Raw genomic sequence first — 25359 nt, forward strand, 5'->3', positions numbered from 1 at the left:
TCTTTAAGTATGGTTTCAATACATTCTATTAATGAAGCCATGTCAGACCAGCAAACAGGAAAATCTTCATCCAATTGTTCAGGATTAAAGAAGTACTTTTTATCAGCATGAAGACCCTTGTCTCTGAGCGCAGTCAAATTTTTAACAAGGTCTTTTTTTTCATTGATCAGATCGATGTGTCTGAGAGTGATTTCTCTGTACTGCTCTTTGGTTAGTTTTTTTCTTGCCTCATCTCCTTTTGCAAACGCATCATATTCTGCAGCTTCGATGTGTTCAGCATTTGTTATAGCGTGACAAAGCCAATGGATAAGCGATCTATCTTCACGGTCTGAAAGCATTTTGTAGACTTCAATTTCCAGTTCTCTTCGAAAAACGTAATAGACCAGAGAATAAAAGTCTTCAGCTTGTTTAAAAACCTGCTGCTCCCCTTTTTTTCTCCACTCCAAAAACGTTTCAATATGCGCGTGGACCGTTTTGACATAAAAGAAGTTTATTGTCAGTTGATCCAGGTATTTTCGTAATTGTACAAATGGATCTTGCATACTAAGAGACTTGTAAAATATTTGTGGAATTCATCGTATCGCAGTTGCATCAATCCAGTCAAACCCCTTTACTTTCTTCTTGGCTTTGGAATCGTTGAGTCCGGCTACTTGTTCAATCGCCTCGCCGAACTTGTTGTAGTTCACCAATACCCCGTCATCCAGGTCAATCTCAATGCGCTCAGACGCCAGAGCATAAAGGATTTCCCGTTCGTAATGTTCGCAATCCTGGATCATTTCGTTCAATTTGTCGATCTCTTTAAGCGCCTTGGTTTTCTCCCCGGGGGATCCGTTTGCTTCCAGGTGCTTCATGCTTTCCCGGCGGGTTTTTAGCTTTTCGATGAACTCGCGCAGGTAGTTGTTCAGGATATTGTTCAGGGTATCGGGTGTATAGCGATGCATGTAAATCAGTACACTGAAATATTTCTTGGGTGATGAGAACTTCCAGTAGATCGGACGTTTTTTGTACCGCTTGATGTGATCGGGATAGAAGTCTCTGGCGAAGTATTTGCGCAGGTCTTTGCCGATCTGGTCTTCAAGGAAAGCAAGGTTGCGCCGGAAGTTTTCGGTACCGAATGAGGCCTTCAGGAATTCATGGAAACGGGCGACGATGTCGTCCTCGAACCATTCATCGTCAAGTACCGGGATGAGGTTATCCTTGTCAGGTATCAGACGAAGCTGCTCGCGGGAATGCGATACCTTGTTGAAATAATCTTCAAGCGTCTCGCCCTGGTTGGCAAGAATCAGGCCGGGTTGGTCCAAAGTGTAGCGTCCGAATAGGCATCCGACTCCATAACTGATGAACTGAGCAAAGACTTCCTTCGGCTTGAAGACAAGATCGTTGTTCCTGATCTTGGTTTCGTCCTGCAGGATGGTGATTTCATCTAAGGGGACATCGGGTGTTAATTCGTCCTGCAGGCCGTAGATCTCGATGAACTGTCGGTTCAGTTCTTCTTCATTTCGATGGAGCTGAAAGAACTTTTTTTTCCAGTATTCTTGATATAGGTCCCAGGCTTCTTCCAGATCGATTGGATCATTGCCACGAACACGGATCAGCTCATTCTGTTGGAAGTCCCAGGAAGTTTCGCGGGAGTCCCATTCACTTTGTGATATTTTTACAGATTGGACTGATAATAAATCTATTAACTCGTTACTATCTTTTAGTAAAGGGAATCGGCTTACTATTCCCACTTCAAACTTATTTCCGGGAGCAAGAATGGAAAAAATAAACTGTGAAGTTTTAGAGTTTAATAGTGCAATCGCGTAATCAATATCATCAACGTTGAAAATTATTGGTCCGACTGCCAGCATTAGTGTTCCCTCAGGAACTAAACGGCATGAAAAATTACCCGCTGACACATCGTTCCAAGTTATTCCTTTTTTAAAATTATAATATTGATTTCTCAGTACAGAACGTGATTTCCCATTGTCAAATTTAAAGTTTTTTAATTTATAGCCATTATTTTCCCATAAAATAGTATTAATGATGTTACCAAACCATTTTCTGTGATTTCCTCCTTTTGTCACAGGAAACCATTTCCCATTATTATCATTTGCCTTTGCATTCAAATTTAAATCTTTAAGTGATGACTCGAACCAAATTCTAATAAATTGCTCATCATTGGACGTAGTAATACCTTTTTTGGGTTTATATATATTACTAAGCGGGTCAGCAATTTTGAATACATTATAAACAGAGTCGGAAAGCCAGTATCCAACTATTGAATTAGGCAAATCAAAGAATTTATACTGAGATAACCATTTGGATTTTTTATCAATTACTGGGAATCTTATTGGTCTTTCATTTTTCTTATTTATGTTTTCAGTACGTAAATACGAATAAAATCCTCGACTTTTCTCATTAGGCAAACTATTGTTTGATATAAAAGCAACAGTTCCAAATGAAATTCTCATTATATGCCAACCAAAATGGCTCAAACTATCAATTCTATATTTTTGCAAAAAAGACGCTCGAAAATCAGAATAGCTTGTTTTAAACATCCAGCTTTCCATTGTTACTAAGCCCGTAAAACCATTACTTAAGGCAAATGCCATTGAACGCTCAATGAAACAGCAATATAAATCTGCTTTACTTTGGGGGTAGTTTTCTTCAATCCATACCGATAACTCTTCATTCATTTTACCACTGCCCATGTAAGGTGGATTCGCGACTACTGAAGTATATTTGTCGGCTAATGATTTTAAGGATTTCAATGCATTAATTAATGACGTTACTTTTTTATAAGCAAAAAGATCTGCAGACTTGAGATATTTTGAGCAAACATCTAAAGTATTTATAAAAAAGACAGATTTTGTCTTTGGATTTATAAGTGAACCAAAATTGGTCGCCTGGGTCATGAGATCCAGATCATGGAGTAGCTCATCTGTTGCGGAAACACCGGCCACCTTGAGTGTTTCTCGGATTTCGATCTCTGACAAAGGCAAGTCTTCAAAACAAGTGATGTTTGGCACTGGTACTTCTGACCTACGGAATAATCGTCGCTGGTATTCCCTGGCTTTCATGAGCACGGTTAGGCCGGCCAGTTGCGCAGCACGTTCGTCGATTTCAAACCCATACAGGTTATGCCGTATGATCAGGGGCGGTATCTCTGCTGGACTGTACCCCTGCTCTTCATAAATCAGATATAGCAGTTCGAATCCGTAAACCAGTATATGGCCACTCCCACAGGCCTGATCAAGCAAGGTCAGCTCTTCCGGCCGATCAATTCGCAGGACATCCTCCGGTGACAATTCGGCATTTTCAATATAATACGGCATGTGGTCACGCAGTCTGGAGTCCGGATGGTTCATCACCCATAGTTTACCTACAGTGTTCTGTACCATGTATTCCACGATCCAGCGTGGCGTGAACAGCTGGGTGGCCGCAGGAATTTCCTCTTTGCTCACTTTCCCCTTGGAAGCAAACACCTCATCCTTTTTCTCGGAAATATAGAACTGATACAGCCAGCCGAGGATTTCTACCTGGCCGCAATCCTCACCCGACATCCCCTTGACCATGTCATGAACGACGGAAAATTGGCTCGTAAGATCATCCGGGAGCAGGAGTTCGGAGTAATCGTCGATTTTTTCGAACAGGAAGGGCAAGATGCTGTGCAGATGATTGCAGGCGGCCACTAATAGAAGGCGGTACGCTTCGTTCTCCGGGTTTTTGCTGGAGACGCGGCCATCGAGCAGGTCCATCACCTTGCTCCGGTCCACCGGCAGATCCGATGGTATATGGCCCGCCATGGCTTCCTGCAGGATCTGTGCATTTACCTGTCCGGGCTGGGGCGTGAGCATCGCTATCTCCAGCGGCTGAAATCCGCGGACATCCATATAGCGCAATGCGGCAAAACGGTTGAACCAGGTATAGGCCACTTTGTCGATCAGGGTATCACGTCCCAACCGCTTGAGGTCTTTTTTCAACTCAGCCACCACATGGGCTTTGTCCCGCATGGCACCGTTATCCGCGCTGAGGACATGTTCCATTTTGGCGCTTACCTGCTTGAGCAGCTTGCGGCGGGTTTCCTGGGCAAATCGTTTGAGTCGGGCTGTATTCATACCTGCGATACGCTATGCATTCAATGTGAGGTGGTCAATGTGTATATCTGATACCAATAGTAAAAGGCTTCCGGGTTAGATTTCTTGAGTTTGTTCAGCTTCGTGTTCATCGGTTCGTTGATCTCCCAGTCTTTCATTTCCGACGGTTCGCCATACCTGCTGATGCCCTTGCCTTCCGAAGCAATCAAAGATGCCAGCCAGGCTGCCTTGGAAGCATGGGTAATGGCTTTTTCAAGATGATATCTCTCTGAGAATATGAAACCTGAAACACGCTTGATACCGGACTCCAATTCTTCATAGTTACCCGTCCCATCCTTACCCCGGGAAACCAGGCAAAGGGACGTCTGGATGATGTCGTCAAGCACGTCTTTTGGGGTCAGACCTTTCTGGCCCCGGTATGACAATTCGACCACGGCGAACTTCTTGAAAGTGGTTCTGATCCTGTTGAGGTCTTCTGCCCGATCAAACAGGTTCCCAATATCAAATAACTGCTTGATGATCTCCATGCTCATGCTGTTCTCATTCCTGAAGTACGGAATCCCGGTCGTATTCGGAGCGAAGGCCGTCAGTTTATCCGCCAGTAAATCATCCAACGTCGGCACTTTGACTTTCTTCGGCGCATCCGTTTGTGGCACAAAAACGGATTGAACAGGAAGGGAAACGAGCTTTTCATAATGGACGTTTTCATGAAGTACATCCAGTAGCACATAATCCTCCTTTCCCGCCCCTTTACGCACCGGCGTGTAAAAAAATTTGTAGTGTGCTTTGGTTATGGAGGTATCCGTTTTTCTTTTCTGTAGTTCCCACCGAAGGAAGCCCTGCTGTTTGGCAACAAGGTCAAAAATGTGACCCTGTTCAGTTTCACGTTCGGGCAGAATGATATCGATATCGATCGAAAGCCGCTTCGCGGAATCCAGGTGCAGCATGAGTGCCGTTCCTCCCTTGAACACAAACGGGATGTTTTGTTTGACGAGCCCTTCTAACAGCCGTAATGCCCATATCGCTTTCTCAACCAGTGACGGATCGGCACTTCTGAGTTTTTTTGCCGTCTTTTGTATCCATTCCGTTGTTATGGCTTCCTGATGTATCATTTCTATAATTCGGCAATATTTCTAAGTTTTGCCGATAATTTGAAGTTTGAGTTTGAAGTAATAATGTTCAATAATTCTTTCTTTTTCCCTCTGCGGTTGGCGTATCGAAGCACTTTGTTTTCGTTGAGTGTGTACTTTTCAAGGGCGTTGGAAAAGATGGTTTTCAGTTCCGCACCCTTAAAAACATTAAAGACCGGGTTATTGGTTAACAGGTCCACCAGTATTTTTTCCAGGGTAACCGTCGGGACCCCCTTTACTACTTGCAGTGGGGCTTCGCTTATCAGGGATTGCACGATGAATGCTTCCCTCTTCTCAACTACATAGTGTTCGAATTGGTGGTTTGAAGGTTGAAGAAAAACAGGGATCCCGGATTCTTGCAATTGATGGAATACCGATTCGGTGGCCTCTTTTTCCACTTCGATAAGGTTGAAAAAACGGCCAGGTTGATGTACTGTAAACTCATTAAGTACAGAGGTGTTCCAGATGCAGGCTTCCAGATACGGAAAGCTTCTGTGAAGCCGGTTGTATACCTTAGTCAACTCTTCAGGCAAACCAGGGACAAAGTGCTCTTCGCTTCCAAGTTGAAACTTCCCTCTGCCCACCCTTTTTATAACACCTTTCTGGACGAGTTCGTAAATCCTCCAGTTTAAGGTCGACCGCTTGATATCGTCCTCAATCTGCCTGTAAAAGGCATGGACATCCCCTGTTTCAAAGAGTTCCTGCTCTTTGAAATGCTCTTTCAATGCCTGAATATGCAGTTTCCGGGTTGCGATAGCAATAGTGACTGTATGGTGGAAATAAATCTATAATACGGCAATATTATGAATTATTGCCGATAATTAGAAAACTTCAGTCCAGAATAATATTCCGGTTTTTACGGATGTGCTTGAGCATGGCTTCCCGGAGACTGGAGACGTAGGAATCCACATCCTCTTCGGTTTCCAGTTCGGGTTTTTCATAGGGAATAACGATCCGGGATTGCTTGATGAACTCGGCTTTGGGCCCTTCGGTTTCTTTAGGTGTGGCCATGTCCATCAGCTTGTTCAGTTGCCGCGTGTAGATGTCTCCAATTCGCCCCCGTTGCGCCTGTAGGTTACCGATAAACCGCTCCTTTCCTGCCGTTTCCAGCTCGTCATACAATGGACGAAGAATCTGGTCATGAAGGTCCGGAGACAGTGCTTTAAACTCACCGCGATCCTGCAGCTGATTCAGGCGTTTTTCGATGAATTTTTTTGTGGACTCACGCTCTTTCTGCAATTCCTGACGGACCTGATCCTCCAACGAGTCCATGGCCTGCTTGGCACGTTTCATGGTATCACCACGGTACGGTTCCGGATCATCTTTTACCCTGGAAAGCCGTTCTTTGTCCTCGGAATCGATATGCGAAAAGTTGGCCTGGTTGTAGTTTCTGAACTCGGCTACGCGATCATAAATCTCTTTCTGCTGGCTGTTCATAAACTGTTTGATCGGATCCAGTTTGTCCTCTTTGAGGTTAAGCAGCGCATCCTCCATATCTCCGATAGTTGTGATCAGTGCGGCATAGTCCATCTGCTGCAGTTTCCGGAGTTTCTCGGAAAACTCCTCCAGCGGTGCCACAAACGGATAGTTATTTTTCTGTGCAAGCAGCTGCAACACAGCTTCCTGCTCCAAGGCAGCTTTCTCCGTAAAACATTCCGCCACTTCCTTGGCTTCCTGATACGGGTTGGACTCATGGAAGAGTTCCTGGTGTACCGTTTTTAGCTTGCGGATCTGTGATTGATCGAACTCGATTTGTGGAGAGATCAGAGTATTGGGATGTGCCCAGTTGTTCATCAACGCTTCCAGAAACCCGTTGTCATCGAGCAGAGAGGAGTCCTGCCGGGCTTCGATCTTGCCACGCTTGAACAGCATGGCCGACATACACCAAATGGCCATGACCGGCCAGCCGTACGGCTTTTTGGTAAACACTTCCCGCAGGTTGTTCAGTGTGGTTCGATCATTCTGCTTTTTCCGGCGTCGGATGTAGTTAAGCACTTCCTTTTCCGGGACCGTGAGCACCTGGTCTTCGTCTGTCTTGAAAAGGTCATCCGTTCTGCCCCGCATGATGTTCTGCAGACGGGATTCGTCATAGGTGGCATTTCCAAGGAGTTGCAGTTTACTGTACGCCAGCACTACCAGGTCCTGAAAGGCCGTGATGACCTTGGTCTTGCCATCACTGGTTGAATTGACCCGATGCTCGGTTCCGTTCAGATAGACCGTTGCGCGGGCCAGCAACTCATTCAAGGTTGCAATAAGCTCACGTCGTCGTCCCTGATTCTGATGAGACTTGTCCATCAGGATACGCTTGACCGTATCGTTGTTCGAGGTGGACTGGGTCTGCTTGATGTACTTGTCGGTTTTAACAAACAGGCGCAGATCTTGCACCAACCGGCTGTGTGGTGCAAGGCGAAACAGGACATGGGTCGGGTTACCCATGGACTGCCCCTGAAAATAGCGTTCATCCTCAAATCGATCACTGTTGGGCGTGATAATTTCAATGGTGAGTTCTTTCTCGCGTCCAAACAGTACCCCATCCACCTTCCGGGTGAACTCATAGAACTGTTTGTTGCCAATGTACTGGATCTTTGTTTCCCGGATGACACCATCGAAGAGCATGCTGTTCAGCAGTTCGGTAACCTGGGTGCTATCGATTTCTGTGTTTTTGATTTCCTGTTCGACATCCTTTTCCTTGTCGGTGAGAAATTCGTAAAACTCGCCATTGCGCTGAATGTAGCTCTGTTGCTCAAGCAGGTTAAGTGCCTCCCTGACATTCTCCTGGTGCCTGGTCGGGTTGGTATCCAGACTGTCCAGAAGAAGTACCGATACGTTTCGTAGGGTGGTCCTGAAACTGTCAAAGTATTTGACCATGAACAGGGTTTTCAAGACCCGTAGCGCCAGCGGGTTGCTTTCGAGCTGCCTCTCTGCCAGGATAATCGTGTTCTGTACTTCCGTTCGGAGCGTAGAGCGCAATCCTTCAAAGAGCAGGTCGTATGGAATGATGTACCGCTCATCGTAGTTATTCAGTTTCTTGAGCACTTCCTGAAAGACCCCCAGCATAGAGCGTTCACCAACTGAGGCATGCTTTCCCTGAAAAGCGTTATGTCCGGAGAGCGCCTTGATACACTGCTGGAAGAGATCAAACTGATAGGGAATAAACGGGTACTTGGCAATGAAGTCATCCTCGTCCTGATAGCTGCGGAACTGAATTCCGGCCTCGGAAAATGACAAGAGGGTTTTAAGGTTATCTTTTTCCTTTTTCCAAAGGGTCGTGAGCCATGTTTTACCATTCTCATTCTTTTCAAGAAGGCGTCTTTCAATAACCTCATCCACGTTGGCTGATGTGAGCGGTAGACGGATCTTGAAGCGTCCCTGAATCTTGGAAAAATCATCGGATTGCAATGCGGTTTCATCGCCGACGATATTGTCCAAGTCTTCTTGAGAGGTGACGAAAATCCAGGATTGGCCCTTGCACCGAGTTGCCAGTGATTCTGCAATCGTCTGCAGATTGAGCATCAGCCTGGTGTTGTCGGCAACAAACTGTCCGACCTCATCCACATAGAAATTAAGCCGGAACCCTTTAGGTTTGCTTTCAATATACGTAGCGACATCCTCGGCAAAATCTTCTATTGAGGGAGAGGGAGCATCCTCAAAGCGCTCAAGTATATCCTCATACTTTTCCGAATCGGAATCAAACAGGCCAGCGCATACCGAGGCCACCGTATCCTCCAGCAGTGGATCGACATAATCCTTCCGGGCCTCTGTCCAGGGTTTGCCAAAGGCATCAGCGAACTGCTCTTTAAACTCCTTGTATTTATTTTCACGGGTAAGCCAGTGCTCGAATTTGGCTATATGCGGCTGGAACCCGTAAAACCCCTGATGTTCATGCAGGACCTTGTAAAACACCTGTAGCAGGGCTCCAGGACCCGTGTTCTGTGCTTTCTGATCGATATTGAACAGGATGCTCTCGGAGGGAATCTGAGTCGCTTTTTTTATGTCCGCTTTCAGCTTGGCATCACCGGTAACCTTATCAGCGAATATTTCACCGAGGTGCTGGTCGTGAAGCGTACGATTCTCCAGCACATAGCTGAGGATCTTGAGGAGGTGAGATTTACCGGAGCCAAAAAAACCGGAAATCCATACGCCATTGACACCATCATAGCGATTGTAGAGATCGAACAAGTCATTCAGCTTGATTTCAATTTCCTGAGTAATGACGTACTCTTCAACCTCCTGGAAAACATGGGACTGGTCATCTGCCTTGATGACCGTTTCGATGGTGCGGCCGAAGTCTTTCTGGAATAGTGATTTCAGATCCATGGTTATACTTTGTATTGATCGATATTAAATGCCCTGTAATAGTTGTCATCCTTCAAAAGTCCGAATAGTTCAAGGGAGCGCCCGGTATAGGTTCCGGGGAAAAACATGAGTGTCGGGATATCCGTAACAGCACTTTGAAGATTGTTCAGGATGGTGTGGGACCGGATGAATGGATAAACCGCCCCAACTCCACTGATAATAAGCAGATTCGGTTTGTTTTCTTCAATCTGCTCCCGGATCAAAGGAATCAGTCGCTCATGGATGTTGATGACGGACTGCAGTGCTTTCATGAACCGTTTCTTGTCGGGAAGGGCATCACCAGATCTTCGTTTTTTGCCGCTCTTCCTTTTTTCAATCTCAATAAGCTTGTCACGTCCGAGGTGTTGATCTGTGATGGATATGGACAACTCAAACAAATTGACCAAATGAGCAGAGACGCTGTCGTTTTTCTGAAGCCGCGCAATGAGATTGTGAACCTCTTGGTTCACCATTACCTCATCATGCGGATCGTAAGCCGATATCCAAAAGGGAATCTCCCCTCCAAGTGCTTCAAGAGAAAGAAACCTTGGTGTCCGGATAACCCTATAGATATGCTCAAACTTGTGGTGCAGGAGCTGCTCTTTCATCTTGATATGATACTGGGACACTATTCAATAAGAAAACCGGCTAATAAAGCCGAATTGTCCTTTAAAATAGCATGTTCTATTCGATGTTCAAGCGATTGAATAAGAATAACTGCTTTTAGCTCAGTGCCTTTGCTCTTTTTAATAATACCAACCTGATCCAGCATTCGGAGCATATTTTGCTTTATCTTTCTCGCGGTAGACATGGCCATCAGTTCCAGTTCCGGATGACTATCGGATTTATGGTTAATGAAAGTATGATAATCATAGTCTGTGACTTCGAAATCAAACAAACGGGCCTTTTCCAAAAGCACTTGCAACACAAAATCTCTGTACAAGCCGTAGGATTTGAGCAGGGCAAGGTGGGTTATTTGTTTCTGTTCTTCATGAGTGCCTTCAGCAAGTATCGCAATCTGAAGACCGGTCAATTTTCTAATTCGGTATCGCAGTTCTCGAATCTGTCGGATGCTTGTTGAACCTTTTTCCCTGCCGAGTATTTCACGACCAAACCGGGCATCATCAAGAATGTTAAGTGAATCCCTGACCACAGCTTGCACCTGATCATGACTCATCGTACCTGCGTCCTGCCCGTGATTGGAAGCCAGGGCTGCCTGATCAGTGACAAACCGGGCAAGGGAGGAGAACGCAGAAATCATGGCATCCGCCCCAGTAAATGAAAGCCGATACCGATCCGGACTGCTTTTTAGGGTTCTATAATTCCCGGAATGTGATGCCATGAGTTGAGATGAGTTTCTAAGTGATCAACGCTTGCTCAAAGATAATTTATCCAGATCAAGGATCATACCCCGATTGTCCTGAATAAGAGTCCCAAGGCAACCTGATTGCATAATCACCTATTTTCCAGTGAACTTTAAATTTACTTAATTCTATACGGAAGAAAGCTTAACCAACATCACTAAACCGTCGCTATCATGAATAAATCCATCACTTTTGAAAGAAAACCACTGTATGAAGAAGTGTGGTCTATACCATTGACAATTTTGGCTAAGAAATATGGCTTATCCCTGCATCATATGACGCAGGTTTGCAAGAAGATGAATATTCCAACTCCCAAAGCTGGTCACTGGTCAAAGGTTAGATATGGCAAGAGGACTCGTCTTAAACCTCTTCCTGATTCCGAAATAACAGCCTTTACGTATTACTTTGAACCCGACATCCAACTTTCTGACAATGATTATCCGGAAATAACCGTCAGTAGCAGGCTAACAAATCCTCACCATCTGGTAAAAATAACATTTGATGCCCTGAAAGAGCAGCCAACCGACAACTTCAATCGTCTTATCCCACCACTAAATGCTCAGACATTAGATTTAGTGGTGTCAGCAACAAGCCTGAAAAGGTCCCTTCGCATTGTAGATTCACTCATTAAGAACGGCATCAGTATGGGATGGGAAATCGGGACAACAAAGGAATACTACAAAAGATCAAATACATCCTATTTCATTATTGGATTAGAAAAGATCTATTTCCGGATTATGGAGACCGTAAAACGTCGCAAGAAAAAACCAGAAGAAAAAAAATATTCATTCGAAAACGATTACTGGTACGAGCCAACAGGAAAATTAAAATTGATACTGAGCGGGTCTGTCTGGCAGCTTGACGCAAAAACCATTTCTGATAATAAAGGCAAGACAATTGAAGAGCGCCTTGATCGCTTCTTTCCAATAATGCTCACAATGGCCGAAAGAATTAAAGAAAATCGACTTCAAAGGGAAGAAAATGATCGAAAGCGTGAGGAAGAAGTAAAGGCCAGAAAAAAACGTGAAGAAGAGTGGCAGATAGAGCTAAACAAGCGTAGCAACCTTGAGAAGCAGGCCTCTCTTTTCACCAAGTCACATTACATTTATCAATTTATTGACGAGATCCGGTCCTGCAAAGAATCATTGAGTTTGAAACACAATGAATCACAGGCGTTGGATGCCTGGATAATGTGGGCAACAGAACATGCTGACAGACTCAATCCTGTGAATCAGGTAATCAAAACCATAACATCACCGGGAGATGAGGATGAACAGACCGTTTCACGGTTTATGAACCTCAATCCTTGATCATCAGCATATGGATTGTTATCTATTAGTATAGATCATCCTATTTATCATGCCAAAGGTATCGGGATCTTTGGTTTTGGATTCACTGCCACGCCGCTCAAAAATACCATCAATTTTGGGAATCAAATTTGCAAGTTCCCGCCACTGGCCTTCGTCCTCCATTTTTTGGGCAATTTCACAGAGTGTCTTGATCCGATACTCCCTGTGGGAATAGGGCATTTCCTTGTATTCATTCAGAAAAGCCTCTCGCTCTTCTTCGAATATCGTTCGCAGCTCGCCGGAAAGTCTGGAGCTTCGGTTATTCGGATTATAGTAAGAGAGGTGCCCATACTCGACCTCAATACCATATTTGCCCCATAAAGCTTTTTTTACTTCTTCCAGGCTTTCAAAGCGAGCCAATTGTTTGATAATATATAATTTATGTTCATTTTTTAACTTTGCCATATGTGCTCCTGCGTTAAATTTTTTAAAACTGTTTGCAGTTATTCATTCGTGATTCTACTGTTTTTAACTTATTGGGAAGACACCCTCCTGTTTATCTCGACTTTGTTTAGCCTGATCACGTTATTGGGCAACTTTCCGAGGTTTGGATTCGCTGGGTACCGCTTCTCTCCTGCCTCCCGTTGCCAAAGTTCAAGGGCTTGCGGGGTAATTCCGGCATTATCCAAATCTATTTTGTTATACTCTTCAGAGAACAACTCATAGTGGATACACATGAGGTGGACAAAATGTCGGGCTACCCATGGTAACTTCTCCTCAAGCTCAGGGTTTATCTCCAGAAAGTTCTTATACGAATTTCTTGCCTTGTCAAGGCTATCATGAATGACAACGTCCTTCCACATTTGGGCCCAGAGCGAACTGATGTTATCATGCTCAAATTTTGTCAACCGAATACCCGGTACCAGACTTGGCATGACTTTATTAGTGAGTCTGAATATTGCAGTAAGGTCAGTTATTGATGGTTTTCCAGTCATGACTATCGCTATAGGTTCCTGTTTTTTTTACTTTAAGCCCACTATCTGAATCGATCATTTGAAGAACAGACATATCCTTTTTTCCGACCCGGCGAACGAGTTGTCTGAGAAATAGACTTCCAGAATGTGTCATCCTGCCCATATGATTTTTGACTGCATATCTGCCAGATGAATCACGGTACAAGAGCCCTCTAACCTCACTTGGACGAAACAGACCTGTTACCAGGTAAGCATCTTTCTTGATTTGTCCCGAACCATAGATATCATCAACATTCGGTGCTGCACCCCATCCTTTTCTATCATCACTCAAATTCTTTGGCTGAGCCATCAGAAGGCCAAAAACTTTATGCCTCTTTATCGTATTGGTCAGCTGTTCTGAGGTTTCCTTAATGCGCAGTACATCATCGTTCTTTATTCCAGGAACCCGGATGCGCTGTATGTAGTCTACTACAACGAAGTCAATGTCTCGCCTAACTTTTTCTTGCCAGATCAAATTACATACATCCGGCAAATCAGTTGCCACTTCTGCCACGTAAAGATCCTTTCCCTTTTCATATGCCAACTGCTTCATGTTGTGCCAAATATCTGAATCCAGTCCTTCAGTGGTGATGTAGAGGCCCTTGTAACCGGCATTCAGGTACAAGTTGGCACGCATGCATGCGTACCGAGTCTTGCCATGTTTTGGTTGTGCTATACAAACCTCTGTAGTGCCATAGTGAGATCCTATATCACTATAAAAATCATCAAGTTCAGGTTCTCCGATATTGAGTCGCTTGCCAAGATCACCCTGCAATATACCCTGTTCAATTTCATCAAGATTACGGATCCGGAGTTCACTTTCCTGGCTGATTTCCTGGATGGTCCGGGTCAAGTCTGAGATGATTTGATCAGAACTCCTTTCAAGATTTTGGAGATCCTTGATTATTTTTTCCGCTTTTGTATGCATCTGGCTACGCTTGAAGTACTCCCGCAACTTTGACACAAGTACTTCCAGAGGTTCACTTTCCGCCCATTGTCGTGCCAGCTCAATATCGGAATCACTCATCCATTTTGATATTCTACCGTCATCACGTATCACGGAATAGCTTACGCGCCCATGCTCCAAAAACAATTGCCTGATTAGCTGGAAGATCTTTCTGTGATTTTCATCCTGGAAATGATGTGGTTTAACCTGGCGGAGAACAGTCCCAACATCATCTGAAAAACACTTGCCGATTAAGGCATATTCGGTATCCTTGCCAACAATTACCATCCAAATTCTCCTTGTGAGTTCGTGTTAGAATTTTCTACTTGCCATTCTGATGGGTCGTCCAAATATCTTCCCTGCCCAAACCATGTTGATGGGTGAGGAATGAACTTCTTATTCTTACCATCCACTGCAGAAGCAAATTGCCTGGTTTTCTCATAAAGCGTGTCTGCATCCAATTCTTTAAGTGCCGCCTCGATTTTTTTAAGTGCCGCCTTCTTGCCTACTTTTCTTGGGTAAGCCTCGTATATCCGATTATTTTGATCATGTTTTAATTTGCTCCTTGTTCCATTATTTCTGTTTTGTCCTTTCACTGTCTTTAACGTGTCCTTACCAGTGTCCTTTACATCCTGATACCTATTGTAATTACAAATAGTTACGCGTCCTATATGTGTCTTTTTTTCACGCATGATCATTTCCTCGTTTTCTAACAATTTCAAAAATCCTTCTACCTTTGAGATAGAACGCCATCCCCATCGTTTTCTCAAAAAGCGGACTGATGCTACAAGCTGTCCTCGCTTCCATTTTATAACACTACCTTTAATTATTTTGGAAGCCTCATCATTCTTCCACCGAGCCATTTGGAGAAGATCCAGCCAGGCTTCCGCTCTGGAAAACTCCCGATTCTCCTCCCAGAGCATGTGCTCGAAGAATTTGCGGTGAAGTAAAATCCAGCCGTTCATAATCAGCGTATCCCCCGGTAAAACTCAATTTCAAAATCAAAATACCCGAAGCTGCTATACCGTTTTGCCATTTCGGAAAACCGAGCATGAAATTCATGCAGATTGTTTCGGGGTCCAGTTATTCTAAACAATTCCGCCATCATCCGGCCATCGCGCCGGGCACGAGCGGCAACTGCAAGCTCATTATCTTTGGTTGAGTCTACGTTGCCACCTTCCTTGTATACGTTCTTATTCAGCTCTTTGAAATTCTTGGCACGCACATCATAGCGGGCCCTTGAATGTGCCCGAAAGTCGAGCTCCTGGATTTGATCAAGCCACTTTGAAAGTGCACTGGATCCCGCATCAAGCGACTTATTTTTAACCAGGTTATGGTTAATTTCCTCTTTAATATCCTCCAGGCAGATTGATTTATTTTCTTCACTAAGCATAGTTTTATGTCATTTATGTTGAAAATGATGGGACAGAAAAACATTTTTCAATGTTGCCTGCTTCTGACCTTATGGGTGTTCAGAAAATGTTCCACGTCATCTATGTCGTACCGGATGGTCCTACCATTCTGCACGAACGGCAATTGCTCCGAATCTCGAAGATACTGTACATGCCTGCGTGAGCATTGCAGCATTTTCATGACCTCATCGGTATTAAGCCATTTCTTGCGTGTGGCTTTGTGAATAGCGCTGGGCAGGGCTTCTTCTACCGTCCTTCGAACAGCTTTGGTTATCAGCTGTTCAAGGTCATCTTTTGAAGGGAAATATATATCCATTTGTTTTGTGCTTTGGGTTTGGGGTTTTCATCAACCTTTAGCACAAAATTAATCTCCAAAAATCGCATTCAGAATAGCGTGCATAGCGTGCATTACGTGTCATTCTTGTTTGAATGCACTTTCAGGCAGCATTTCGGTGAAGACAAACTCCTCTACTTGAGGATTTATGTAACGATATGCTTCTCTTATAGGAAGCATCATCAGATAAATTGTAACTGATTAATCCTTCCTTGGAGGTAGTTTATTATTGTCAAGTAACTCTCTATAAAGTTTTACAACCCTCTCAATCCTGTTAATGGCAGCTTTTTTTCCATCGCCCTTAAGACTATTTACGCAATATGGATCGTCCTGAATTCTTTTCGCTGCAGTCCTCGGGGATACAAACTCAACTTCTCGATCTATTTCTTTATACTTACCTGCAATGAAGAATTTTTCATCTTTATCATGTATCGAATTTCTCGACCTGTCAATAAACTTTTCGACAACCTTTCTTATTTCAGGATCTCTTTTATATTCGTCAATAAGCTGCTCGGGTAGAGTCTTTGTTCTTTTTAAATTGCCTAAAGAACCTTTTTCACGTCTCTCATTAAACTCAATTTCAAATAACCTCAGCTTATGCTGTTGTATCTGCCACCATAAAATCCAGACCTGGGAACTAGGCCCCCAATTATCAAGTGGATATTTCGGATTGATTAAACTAATAAATTCTCTCGAATCAGATTCATTTCTATTGGAAGAAAGATCTTTTAACAAGAACAAAATCTGATGCTTAACTGTCAGGTTCACCTCAGAAAGAAGGCTTGTTCCTGGTCTTAATTCTCTGTCGTTTAGTTCCTGAATTATAATTGGTTCGGACTCTTGAGACTCTTCCTTGGGAGGAAAGAGTCTGCTTATAAGCATATCAACATTGTGTTCTGAAATTTCATCGATATCAGCACGAATATTTACCCCAGCTTCCATTTTAGCTTCGTTTAACACCTTAACCCTTCTCCTTGGGTTGAGCTTTTCAAGAGCATCCAGCTCATCTCTCATCCTATCTATTAGTTCACCTTGGTGATCAAAAAGAGCTGTTCCAACTGTTAAACTTGAAACGATTTCTTCAAATTCATTAATCAGGTTTGACATCTTTAAAAAAATTATGATCCAAAAACTTTTGACATCGCCTTATCCGCAAGCCCTTCATCAAGTGACTTCAGATATTTTTGGGTAGTTTCTATTTTCGTGTGCCGGAGTGTCTGCATCAACTCATATACGTCCAAACCGGTTTCCACGGCATGTTGCGCAAATGAGTGACGGGAGACATGGAATGAAAAAGTATCATCAAGCTCTGCTTGCTTGGCTATCTTTGCTAAGTTTTTATTTACAATGTAGTTCTTGGAACTAATTTGTCGACGTAGCGCCATGTCATCTTCATACTTCTTGTGGCTATTAAGAAACGGAAATATGTAATGTTCCGGATATTCCTCCTTACTGGAATAGCGTAAAAGAATTTCTTTCTGATAGTCATTCATCACGGTACTGAAATACTTACCGTTTTTATTCATTGCATATGATAGTCGCCCTTCACGAACATTTTTCCACTTAAGGCAACAGATATCGCCAAACCTGATACCACCGCTATAAAAACTAAAAAGGAAGGCATTTCGTGCATGCCAGAGGGCAGTTCCTTCAGACAGGCCAAGTTTGGCGATCTTTTGAATTTGCTCCATTGACAATTTTAGCTTTTGACCGGATGCCTTACGTTTGGCACCATCAAAGGTCGTAAATGGGTCAACCGTGATGATCTTGTCCTTCAGGGCCTGTTTAATAACCTTTCGGATCAATTCGAAGTTTTTGCTAATGGTGTTACTACCGTTCTTATGCTCCAGTATCAAGTACTTTTCGAAGCGTTCCAGGTAATCCGCATCCATTTGCTTGACCGGTAGAAAACGATTCCCTTCAAACTCTTCCAGCTTATTTATTGTAACATTAGCATTCTTTGACGGATAGAATTTGCCAGCACTTTTCAACTCACTGACAATGTCATCAGCAAGGTCGAAGAAATTGGTTTTATACACCCCGGTCAGCCTGTTCTTGAAAGCTTTTAGTGAGGTGGTGCCAGACTTTTCAAGATCCTCATAGATATTCTCAACCTCTTCTCTCTTGGAGGTCAATAAACCGTTCAACGCTTTATTATTGGAATGACTCTTTCTTATAGATTCGCTTCTATCGTTCCAATATTTCGGTAGCACAGATATACCCGTACTTATATAGGCATGTTTTCGGTTGTGAGTGACCCTTAAATATATGTTGCACTCACCATTTTTCTTCTTCCGATCAGTCCTTAGATAGAAATGAAACCGAGTTACCATAAGCTTTCCATTTATCAGTTCTCCACCACATCACCGAACAGAATATCAAATAAACGGTGTAACAATGGTGTAACTTATTTTGTTATAACTGCTTTTCTAACTTACAACAAAATATTGCTTATAGCTAAATAAAGTGCATATTATGTGCCTATCACACAAATTGTATGCAGGTAAGTGAGCGAGGTTGTACTCCGATCTTCGGCTCCCCTTATAAAACAACGACTTGCGAATTATTATTTTTGATCCACTTGCAGGTACAGGCGCCTATAAGTTTCAAAAAACCGTGATACCAAAGTGTAGAAATCAAAACCATTTCGGGGCCTTCTGTACAAGTCAGTGATACTGTAATCCGGGAAAGTGCAATAGTGCCTGAACAGGCTGAAAGCACCCCTGTTATTCTTGATAGATTCATATTCTCACCGGATCTTTTCAGTAAGCCAGCATAGAGAATATTCACGCCCCGCCGGGCCGGCTTGAACGTAATAGTTGCAATTCATCGCAAGTATTCCAAAGTGCCGATGCAAAGACGTGTTCGCATAGCTATTGTGGTGATGGGCTTCAGTGGATTGGTGGCCGAAGTCCTCCTTTTGCGCGAGCTGATGATCGCCTTCGCCGGAATCGAGCTCAGCATCGGCATCATCCTGGCCAACTGGCTGATTCTCGAAGCGGCTGGCTGCCTCACCCTGGGTAGAATCGCCGATAAAACCCGCTACAAACTGGAGGCCTATACTATCATCGCGGTACTGTTTTCTGCCGCATTCATTGCCGCGATATTCTTCACACGCATCCTCAAAAACCTTCTCGGCGTCTCCATTGGGGAAAATGTGGAACTGATCCCCATGTTCTATTCATCGTTCCTGATCCTGCTGCCCGTCTGCTTTCTTCACGGCGCCCTGTTTACCATCGGATGCCGGATCTATGCGATGTTCTCGGTCATGGACGCATCATCCACAGGAAAGGTGTATGTCTACGAAACTATCGGAACCGTCCTGGGCGGGATCATCTGCACCTTTCTCCTCATCCCGCTGCTCCATACGTTTGAGGCAGCTTTCGGTATCGCGCTTCTTATCATCATCACGTGTCTCTTTCTGATGTCGCCTTTTGGAGCGCATCGCATCGAACAAACCGACAGTCCCCGGGCTCTGACTAGGGTGATGCCGGTCGGACTCATCGTACTGCTGCTTTTAACCGGATATGCACTGATCGGCGGAACCACAGACAACATCCACAACCGTTCGATCGATATGCAGTGGAAAAACCACAACGTGGTGCACTATGAAAATTCCCGGTACAACAACATCAGTGTGGTAGAGCGGGACGGGCAGTATCTGTTTTTTCTGGATGGCATTCGCGAACTGATCACACCGGAGCCGGATATCCAGTTTGTCGAGGAGTTTGTCCATCTTCCCCTCCTGGCCCACCCCAACCCCCGGGATGTGCTGATTTTACGAGGCGGCGCCGGCGGCATCATCAACGAAGTGCTGCAGCATCCATCCATCCGATCCGTCGAATACGCCGAACATGATCCGCTGCTGATCGACATCATCCGAAAGCATCCGACCCCGCTGACAGAATCCGAACTCAATGACGAGAGAGTGCATCTGGAGCATACGGACGGACGCCTGTACCTATCAAAGACATCCGGCAGGTACGACGTGATTTTTATTGGTGTGATGGTGCCCTCCAATCTGCAGGCAAACAGGTTTTACACACATGAGTTTTACCAACTGGCCAAAAAGCGGCTGAATGATGGCGGAATTCTTGTTATCGGCGCACCCGGTTCTCTGACCTACATGAGTGATGAAATCAAAAACCTCAACAGCAACATATTTCATACGCTCAAAAGCGTATTTTCCCACGTTCGGGTAAGCCCCGGTGACAGCAAGCACATCTACCTTTCCTCCGATTCGGAAGATATCATGCGGCTGGATCTTATGGAAATGATGGACCGGCTCGAAAGGCGGGGCATCCTCGCTGAATCGATGGTTCCCTGGGACATAGAAAAAAAATTGCACGCCGGCTGGCAACAATGGTTCCAGGACTACATTGACGGTATGACCACCGATATCAATTACGATTTCAGGCCGGTGGGGATGTTCTATCATATCGCACACTGGAACTCTCTGCACGCTCCCGGCTTCGGGAAATATTTCAATCAGCTTGATCGTGCAGGACTGAATGTCGTTATACCGGTGCTCCTGATCGTACTGATGTTGCATTTCCTGTACAGGTTAGCGACCGGAAGATACGCGCGCGCTGCCATTCCGATTGCCATTTTCACAAGCGGTTTTGCCGGCATGATTTTCAGTCTGGTGGTGATATTCATGTTTCAGATTACCTACGGGCATGTCTTCTCGTGGGTGGGCCTTCTGGTTGCTGCATTTATGGCGGGGGCAGGAATCGGAGCGATGTATATCACCCGTATCATGGGCGATCTGCCGTCCGGAAAGCGGCCGTTTCTCTATTTTGAGGCGGCAATCATTGCCTTTGCCATCGCTCTTCCGCTGATCTTCTTGGCCGGCAGGGCACTCCCCGATACCCAGACCAGCCTCCTTTTTGTCCGCATACTGTTTCTGGCCGTCGCCTTTGTGAGCGGATTGCTTGTCGGTGCACAATTTCCACTGGCCAACAAACTCTATCTGAATAATCCTGACGGATTGAGCAAAACGGCCGGATTGATCTATGGCTCCGACCTGCTGGGCGGATGGCTGGGCGGAATCGTGGGCGGTGTACTTTTGATTCCGGTCATGGGCCTGACCGGTACCTGCATCACCGTAGCCATGGTCAAATTGACAAGTTTTATCATGGTTGCAAGCGTTCCCGGTGCAGCTTGGGGTTCAATTGTGACTAACACGAAAACGTAACCGATAAGAATATTATGAATACCTCAGCTTATAAAAATCAGAGCAGACGAGCTTTTCTTCAAAATACTGCGAAAATGTGCTGCCAGGCCGGGGTGTGCGGCATAGTGCTCGGAACATTTGCCAGTTCCCTTGCAGCCGCCGGCAATTCGAATACCCGTTCCATTGCATCCACCGGCAGCTCGAACGGCAGATCGGCCGCTCCTGGCGATTTTGAACCGGGATACCTGAAGCTTCATCGGACAGGCGAGCTCAAAGAGCGGGGAGATCAACTCTGGGATTTGATGGAAAACTGCCGAACGTGCCCAAGAGAGTGTGGGGTAAATCGCCATGGGGGGGAAACCGGTTACTGCCGGTCACCGGGAACAGAGCTGCATATCTCCTCTGCGATGCCCCACTTCGGAGAGGAGCGTCCGCTGGTCGGCAACGGTGGATCCGGCACCATATTCCTGACCCATTGCAGCCTGCGTTGCGTTTTTTGCCAAAACTGGGAGATCAGCCATCTTGGTCGCGGGTCACAGAGAACGATTCAAGAGATGGCCGGTTACATGCTGCAGCTTCAGCAGATTGGATGCCACAACATCAATATGGTAACGCCGACTCACTATCCGGCTTTCATTGTAAAAGCAGTCGACATGGCGGCATCAAAGGGACTCCGCCTGCCGATCGTCTATAATACCTGCGGATGGGAACGCCTCGAGACCCTGTCGCTTCTTGACGGAGTGGTCGATATCTACCTGCCTGATTTCAAATTCTGGGACAGCGGCCTTTCGAAGGAACTCACTGGCAGAGCAAAAACCTACCCCGAGATCACAAAAAAGGCTATTCTCGAGATGCATCGCCAGGTTGGCGTGGCCAAACCGGATGAGAACGGAATCATGCATCGTGGCCTGATGATCCGGCACCTGGTCATGCCCAACGAGACCAGCGGCTCGGTGGAAATCATGGAGTGGATTGCCGAAAACCTTCCAAAGAATACCTACGTCAACATCATGTCACAATACAACCCGCAGCACAAGGCGTACGACTATCCGGAAATATCCCGGAGAATCACAACGGAAGAGTACGATGCCGTTGTGGATCGGGCAAAAGAGCTGGGACTTACCAATCTCGATATCCAGCGGCGCGGATGGCTTTGGAGGTAGCGGTATATTAATTGTGAAGCCGGTTCACCCCATTGCGCGGATACAACAGCCCGGCGTCTCCGGTCGGCCATCCCAACCGGCTCTTGATGAAATCGAATCGATGGCGATACCCGAAATCGGATATCGCCTCGATCATTGTACTATCTTCCTTCTTTATACTCGAAATAATCGAAATCAGCCGGTTTGCGTCTGCCTGACAGGTCCTGGCAGCACAACCCGACAAACGCACCGGTGAAGTGCGCGTCTCCGCCGCCTTCGCCGAATTCATCGGACAGCGTACTGGCATCGAAATCAATATCGATCTCGTTCCAGTTCTTTCCGTCATCCGACCAGGAGAATCGAAGTTTGTCATATTCTACCCGTGCGCGCAGGTACGTCTGACCTTTGCCGCTGAGTGGAATCTTCTCCTGTAGTGGAAACTCAAAAGCCCCTTCCTGACAGGTGATCAGATCCAGACATTTGCCCAGTTCCTCATCCACCGTCACATGCAGGTAATAGAAGTTCTGGTTGTCATACATGCAAATGAGGCCGGCCATCTGCTGGAAGGTCTCCGGATCAAACTCCAGGCCTGTTTCCGCCGTATAGAAAAACGACTGCTGCCGGCGCGCTACCAGTGTCTGCCGGTGGAACGAACTCAATGACTCCCCGCCATACAGCCTGAAAAAGCCCGGACGATCCGTGAGAGAAATCTGATCGCTGATATCCACTCTCAGAAACTGGAAATTGATATTCAGCTGATCGGAATCGAAATCATCCCTCGGGGGCTCCTTCTCCCATTTGTGCTCCGGCAGACCGGGGCCTTCCACTTCCACTTTGGGTTCGTTGGATCCGTCCACCAACCGGAGCCACCCTTCATCATCCCACTCGACTTTCTGGAGTGCGGTCTCACGTCCCATCGGACAGCGGCCTCTGGTCGGCATGCGCCGGCCGCAGAGGTGCGCCAGATACCAGTCACCTTTTTGTGTTTGGACCAGCGAAGCATGACCGGCACGCTGAAGCTCCAGCTCAGGATTGTCGTAGGAGGTCAGCATCGGATTCTTCGGATCCAATTCGTACGGACCATCAACATTTTTCGACCGGGCCATCGTAACCGCGTGTCTCAGGACGGTTCCACCTTCCGCGGTCATGAGATAATAATAGCCATTGAGCTTGTAGATATGCGGTGCTTCCACTTTCCCGATTTTGCTGCCCAGGAAAATATTCTTTATGGGGCCGACCAGCTTCTTCTCCTCGGGAGAGTATTCCTGAAGCAGAATGCCGCCAAAGGGATGCTTGTCCTTTCTGTGATCCCAGACCATATTGACAAACCACTTCCTGCCGTCATCATCATGGAACAGAGAGGGGTCAAATCCGGAGCTGTTCATGTAAATGGGTTCCGACCAGTCACCGGTGATGTCATCGGTGGTTACCATATAGTTGTGCGCATCCTTGAACTCACCCTTGAAGGTTTTAACATCCGTATAGATCAGGTAAAACGTTCCGTTGTCATACGAAAGGCAAGGGGCCCAGACGCCGCAGGAGTTGGGATTGCCGGCCATATTAAGCTGGGAAGTCCTGTTCAGCGGCCGGCCAACAAGCCGCCAGTTAACCAGATCTTTTGAGTGATGTATTTGCACTCCGGGAAACCATTCGAACGTCGAAACGGCGATATAATAGTCATCACCGACGCGAATAATGGAAGGGTCGGGATTAAAACCGGGAAGGATGGGGTTGATTATCTTCATAATATGATTAAGTCTGGTCGTGTTTGAGTAATTCAGCGGAACAATATTATCGGAGATGCGAATTTTGCGCAACCACTCTGCCAAATTCTCCTGATTTGCCGAACAAAATACAGATTATTCCTGTGACCTGAAAAAGGTTTACATACAAAAGCAAAAAATGAGAATGGGAAATATTGCGGATCCATGTCTTGTGACCGGTCAAAATAAAATAAATCGTGACAGATAATTTTCATCCATCCTGAAAGTCCTATCCTGCCCAACAGGCAGCAGTGGTTTACCTGTTACCCGGATATCAGATACTACAACGCCTCCTCTATCGTTGGCAGGATAGCCGGGATAACTGGAATTGCTCGTAAGGGCACGTGTCAAAAGGATTATCCGACCCGGCGTACTCGCGATGCATCAGGTGCCTGAATCGAGCAAAGCGGTCTAAAATCATTGATTATGCTACACCAAAACAGCTATTTGGCACCTCTGTCGACAGTCTTGTGCTGCGTCCTGCTATTTTCCATTTCCTCCTGCAGTGACTCCACCTCCTCCGATGATCCTTCTGCCGATCAGGACATCCCCGACCTGCCGCAATTCGAGCAGATCCAGATGCAGACCGGAGCTTTTGAGGAAGGCTCTTTTTCGGTGAAAGATACCGATGCCGCCCCCGGCTTACTTTCCGGCGCGAACCCGATCTCACCCTTGAGGCCTCTTGAAGGTGAAACGCAACAGTTCGGCGGCTCCATTGCACGGATGGTTGCTTCCAACCTGGTCGCCACATTTGAAGAGTTTCATCAAACAAATGTCAATCTCTTGAGTGGTCTGTTTGCAGACTGGAACCGGGATGATGCGGAGCTTTCCGGTGGTGAGTATATCTGGGAATATGAAATTGATGACTGGGAGACGGGGCAAACTTTTTACCTTCAGGTAATCTCTTCGGTATCCGGTGATGAAGCCCACTGGACGGCCATCGCTTCCCTGGAAGGCCAATTCGAAGAACAGCAGGTGGTCGAAGGTACAACGGCTCTTGACGGGAGCTCCGGTGTCTGGTCGTTTCATGTCGATTTTATCGAACAGGCGAATGAAGTGGAAAGCACCATAGCCTGGTCGATAGAAGATGACCGTCTGGCAGACTATGAGATGGAAATCGCCATCAGCACCGAAGATTATTACAACACTGCGACAGGCAATTACGGGGTGGATGGAAATATTGCCACAATATCAGATGCGCAAATCGATGTCCCCGGACTCGATGATGCCGCCGATAACCTGCCTGTAGATGTAGACCTGAGGGATGTCTTCCACATTGAGTGGAATCTGGAGACCGAAGCAGGCTCTCTTGCCATAGGTGATCAGCAGTTCAGCTGGGAATAATTCGCTTTCTTGAGAATAATTCGCATTCCTCA

At 45.7% G+C, this 25359-nt stretch carries 20 protein-coding genes; 4 read left to right on the forward strand and 16 right to left on the reverse strand.

What is annotated here, in order from left to right; translation table 11 throughout:
* The 7 genes from QA596_07825 to QA596_07855 all read right to left on the reverse strand — a co-directional run.
* The coding region (locus QA596_07825; GenBank protein MDG5767368.1) for a hypothetical protein at positions 1–542 on the reverse strand (542 nt) is incomplete at its 3' end.
* Between the two features lie 30 nt (positions 543–572).
* Complete coding sequence (pglX, locus tag QA596_07830) at positions 573–4100, reverse strand: BREX-1 system adenine-specific DNA-methyltransferase PglX (GenBank protein MDG5767369.1); 3528 nt, start codon at positions 4098–4100, stop codon at positions 573–575.
* 20 nt (positions 4101–4120) lie between these two features.
* Positions 4121–5191, reverse strand: a complete 1071-nt coding sequence (locus QA596_07835; protein MDG5767370.1) for a nucleotidyl transferase AbiEii/AbiGii toxin family protein — start codon at positions 5189–5191, stop codon at positions 4121–4123.
* 2 nt (positions 5192–5193) lie between these two features.
* Positions 5194–5934: a hypothetical protein gene (locus tag QA596_07840; protein ID MDG5767371.1), complete on the reverse strand. Its 741-nt coding sequence runs from the start codon at positions 5932–5934 to the stop codon at positions 5194–5196.
* A 106-nt stretch (positions 5935–6040) separates the two neighbouring features.
* The gene (brxC, locus tag QA596_07845; protein MDG5767372.1) at positions 6041–9526 is read right to left on the reverse strand and encodes a BREX system P-loop protein BrxC; all 3486 of its coding nucleotides are present in this window, start codon (positions 9524–9526) and stop codon (positions 6041–6043) included.
* A gap of 2 nt (positions 9527–9528) precedes the next feature.
* Positions 9529–10152, reverse strand: a complete 624-nt coding sequence (locus QA596_07850) for a DUF1788 domain-containing protein (protein MDG5767373.1) — start codon at positions 10150–10152, stop codon at positions 9529–9531.
* Positions 10153–10172: 20 nt separating this feature from the next.
* Complete coding sequence (locus QA596_07855; protein ID MDG5767374.1) at positions 10173–10886, reverse strand: DUF1819 family protein; 714 nt, start codon at positions 10884–10886, stop codon at positions 10173–10175.
* Between the two features lie 195 nt (positions 10887–11081).
* On the opposite strand from QA596_07855, the gene QA596_07860 reads away from it, so the two are divergent.
* Positions 11082–12218 (forward strand): hypothetical protein, encoded by a 1137-nt coding sequence (locus QA596_07860; protein ID MDG5767375.1) that lies wholly within the window; start codon positions 11082–11084, stop codon positions 12216–12218.
* 18 nt (positions 12219–12236) lie between these two features.
* Here QA596_07860 and QA596_07865 read toward each other — a convergent pair whose 3' ends face one another.
* The 8 genes from QA596_07865 to QA596_07900 form a co-directional block, all read right to left on the reverse strand.
* Positions 12237–12662: a DUF2280 domain-containing protein gene (locus QA596_07865; GenBank protein ID MDG5767376.1), complete on the reverse strand. Its 426-nt coding sequence runs from the start codon at positions 12660–12662 to the stop codon at positions 12237–12239.
* 68 nt (positions 12663–12730) lie between these two features.
* A complete protein-coding gene (locus QA596_07870; protein MDG5767377.1) occupies positions 12731–13192 on the reverse strand; it encodes a hypothetical protein in 462 nt (153 codons plus the stop codon).
* On the reverse strand, positions 13167–14444 hold the full coding sequence (locus QA596_07875) for a DnaB-like helicase C-terminal domain-containing protein (GenBank protein MDG5767378.1): 1278 nt from the start codon (positions 14442–14444) through the stop codon (positions 13167–13169). The genes QA596_07870 and QA596_07875 overlap by 26 nt, the downstream gene beginning before the upstream one ends.
* Positions 14438–15121: a hypothetical protein gene (locus QA596_07880; GenBank protein ID MDG5767379.1), complete on the reverse strand. Its 684-nt coding sequence runs from the start codon at positions 15119–15121 to the stop codon at positions 14438–14440. The genes QA596_07875 and QA596_07880 overlap by 7 nt, the downstream gene beginning before the upstream one ends.
* Positions 15122–15123: 2 nt before the next feature.
* A complete protein-coding gene (locus tag QA596_07885; protein MDG5767380.1) occupies positions 15124–15549 on the reverse strand; it encodes a hypothetical protein in 426 nt (141 codons plus the stop codon).
* A gap of 47 nt (positions 15550–15596) precedes the next feature.
* Positions 15597–15884 (reverse strand): helix-turn-helix domain-containing protein, encoded by a 288-nt coding sequence (locus QA596_07890; protein ID MDG5767381.1) that lies wholly within the window; start codon positions 15882–15884, stop codon positions 15597–15599.
* A 219-nt stretch (positions 15885–16103) separates the two neighbouring features.
* Positions 16104–17009 (reverse strand): hypothetical protein, encoded by a 906-nt coding sequence (locus QA596_07895; protein ID MDG5767382.1) that lies wholly within the window; start codon positions 17007–17009, stop codon positions 16104–16106.
* A gap of 11 nt (positions 17010–17020) precedes the next feature.
* Entirely contained in the window at positions 17021–18235 is a 1215-nt protein-coding gene (locus QA596_07900; GenBank protein MDG5767383.1) for a site-specific integrase, read from the reverse strand.
* Between the two features lie 518 nt (positions 18236–18753).
* Between QA596_07900 and QA596_07905 the strand changes: the two genes are divergently transcribed.
* Positions 18754–21099 (forward strand): hypothetical protein, encoded by a 2346-nt coding sequence (locus QA596_07905; GenBank protein MDG5767384.1) that lies wholly within the window; start codon positions 18754–18756, stop codon positions 21097–21099.
* Between the two features lie 14 nt (positions 21100–21113).
* Positions 21114–22241, forward strand: coding sequence for a hypothetical protein (locus tag QA596_07910; GenBank protein ID MDG5767385.1), 1128 nt, complete (start codon positions 21114–21116; stop codon positions 22239–22241).
* A gap of 140 nt (positions 22242–22381) precedes the next feature.
* On the opposite strand, the gene QA596_07915 is transcribed toward QA596_07910, so the two are convergent.
* A complete protein-coding gene (locus tag QA596_07915) occupies positions 22382–23965 on the reverse strand; it encodes a glycoside hydrolase family 43 protein (GenBank protein ID MDG5767386.1) in 1584 nt (527 codons plus the stop codon).
* Positions 23966–24409: 444 nt separating this feature from the next.
* On the opposite strand from QA596_07915, the gene QA596_07920 reads away from it, so the two are divergent.
* Positions 24410–25327: a hypothetical protein gene (locus QA596_07920; protein ID MDG5767387.1), complete on the forward strand. Its 918-nt coding sequence runs from the start codon at positions 24410–24412 to the stop codon at positions 25325–25327.
* Positions 25328–25359: the final 32 nt, after the last annotated feature.

The organism is Balneolales bacterium ANBcel1 (assembly GCA_029688905.1).
Classification (GTDB): domain Bacteria; phylum Bacteroidota; class Rhodothermia; order Balneolales; family Natronogracilivirgulaceae; genus SLLW01.

Coding starts and splice junctions, on each gene's coding strand:
- QA596_07890 (MDG5767381.1), bottom strand. CDS start 15,884: ATGGATATATATTTCCCTTCAAAAGATGACCTTGAACAGCTGATAACC.
- QA596_07915 (MDG5767386.1), bottom strand. CDS start 23,965: ATGAAGATAATCAACCCCATCCTTCCCGGTTTTAATCCCGACCCTTCC.
- QA596_07885 (MDG5767380.1), bottom strand. CDS start 15,549: ATGCTTAGTGAAGAAAATAAATCAATCTGCCTGGAGGATATTAAAGAG.
- QA596_07895 (MDG5767382.1), bottom strand. CDS start 17,009: ATGTCAAACCTGATTAATGAATTTGAAGAAATCGTTTCAAGTTTAACA.
- QA596_07900 (MDG5767383.1), bottom strand. CDS start 18,235: ATGGTAACTCGGTTTCATTTCTATCTAAGGACTGATCGGAAGAAGAAA.
- QA596_07860 (MDG5767375.1), top strand. CDS start 11,082: ATGAATAAATCCATCACTTTTGAAAGAAAACCACTGTATGAAGAAGTG.
- QA596_07835 (MDG5767370.1), bottom strand. CDS start 5,191: ATGATACATCAGGAAGCCATAACAACGGAATGGATACAAAAGACGGCA.
- QA596_07865 (MDG5767376.1), bottom strand. CDS start 12,662: ATGGCAAAGTTAAAAAATGAACATAAATTATATATTATCAAACAATTG.
- pglX (MDG5767369.1), bottom strand. CDS start 4,100: ATGAATACAGCCCGACTCAAACGATTTGCCCAGGAAACCCGCCGCAAG.
- QA596_07920 (MDG5767387.1), top strand. CDS start 24,410: ATGCTACACCAAAACAGCTATTTGGCACCTCTGTCGACAGTCTTGTGC.
- QA596_07875 (MDG5767378.1), bottom strand. CDS start 14,444: ATGGTAATTGTTGGCAAGGATACCGAATATGCCTTAATCGGCAAGTGT.
- QA596_07850 (MDG5767373.1), bottom strand. CDS start 10,152: ATGAAAGAGCAGCTCCTGCACCACAAGTTTGAGCATATCTATAGGGTT.
- QA596_07905 (MDG5767384.1), top strand. CDS start 18,754: ATGCAAAGACGTGTTCGCATAGCTATTGTGGTGATGGGCTTCAGTGGA.
- QA596_07855 (MDG5767374.1), bottom strand. CDS start 10,886: ATGGCATCACATTCCGGGAATTATAGAACCCTAAAAAGCAGTCCGGAT.
- QA596_07910 (MDG5767385.1), top strand. CDS start 21,114: ATGAATACCTCAGCTTATAAAAATCAGAGCAGACGAGCTTTTCTTCAA.
- brxC (MDG5767372.1), bottom strand. CDS start 9,526: ATGGATCTGAAATCACTATTCCAGAAAGACTTCGGCCGCACCATCGAA.
- QA596_07880 (MDG5767379.1), bottom strand. CDS start 15,121: ATGAACGGCTGGATTTTACTTCACCGCAAATTCTTCGAGCACATGCTC.
- QA596_07870 (MDG5767377.1), bottom strand. CDS start 13,192: ATGACTGGAAAACCATCAATAACTGACCTTACTGCAATATTCAGACTC.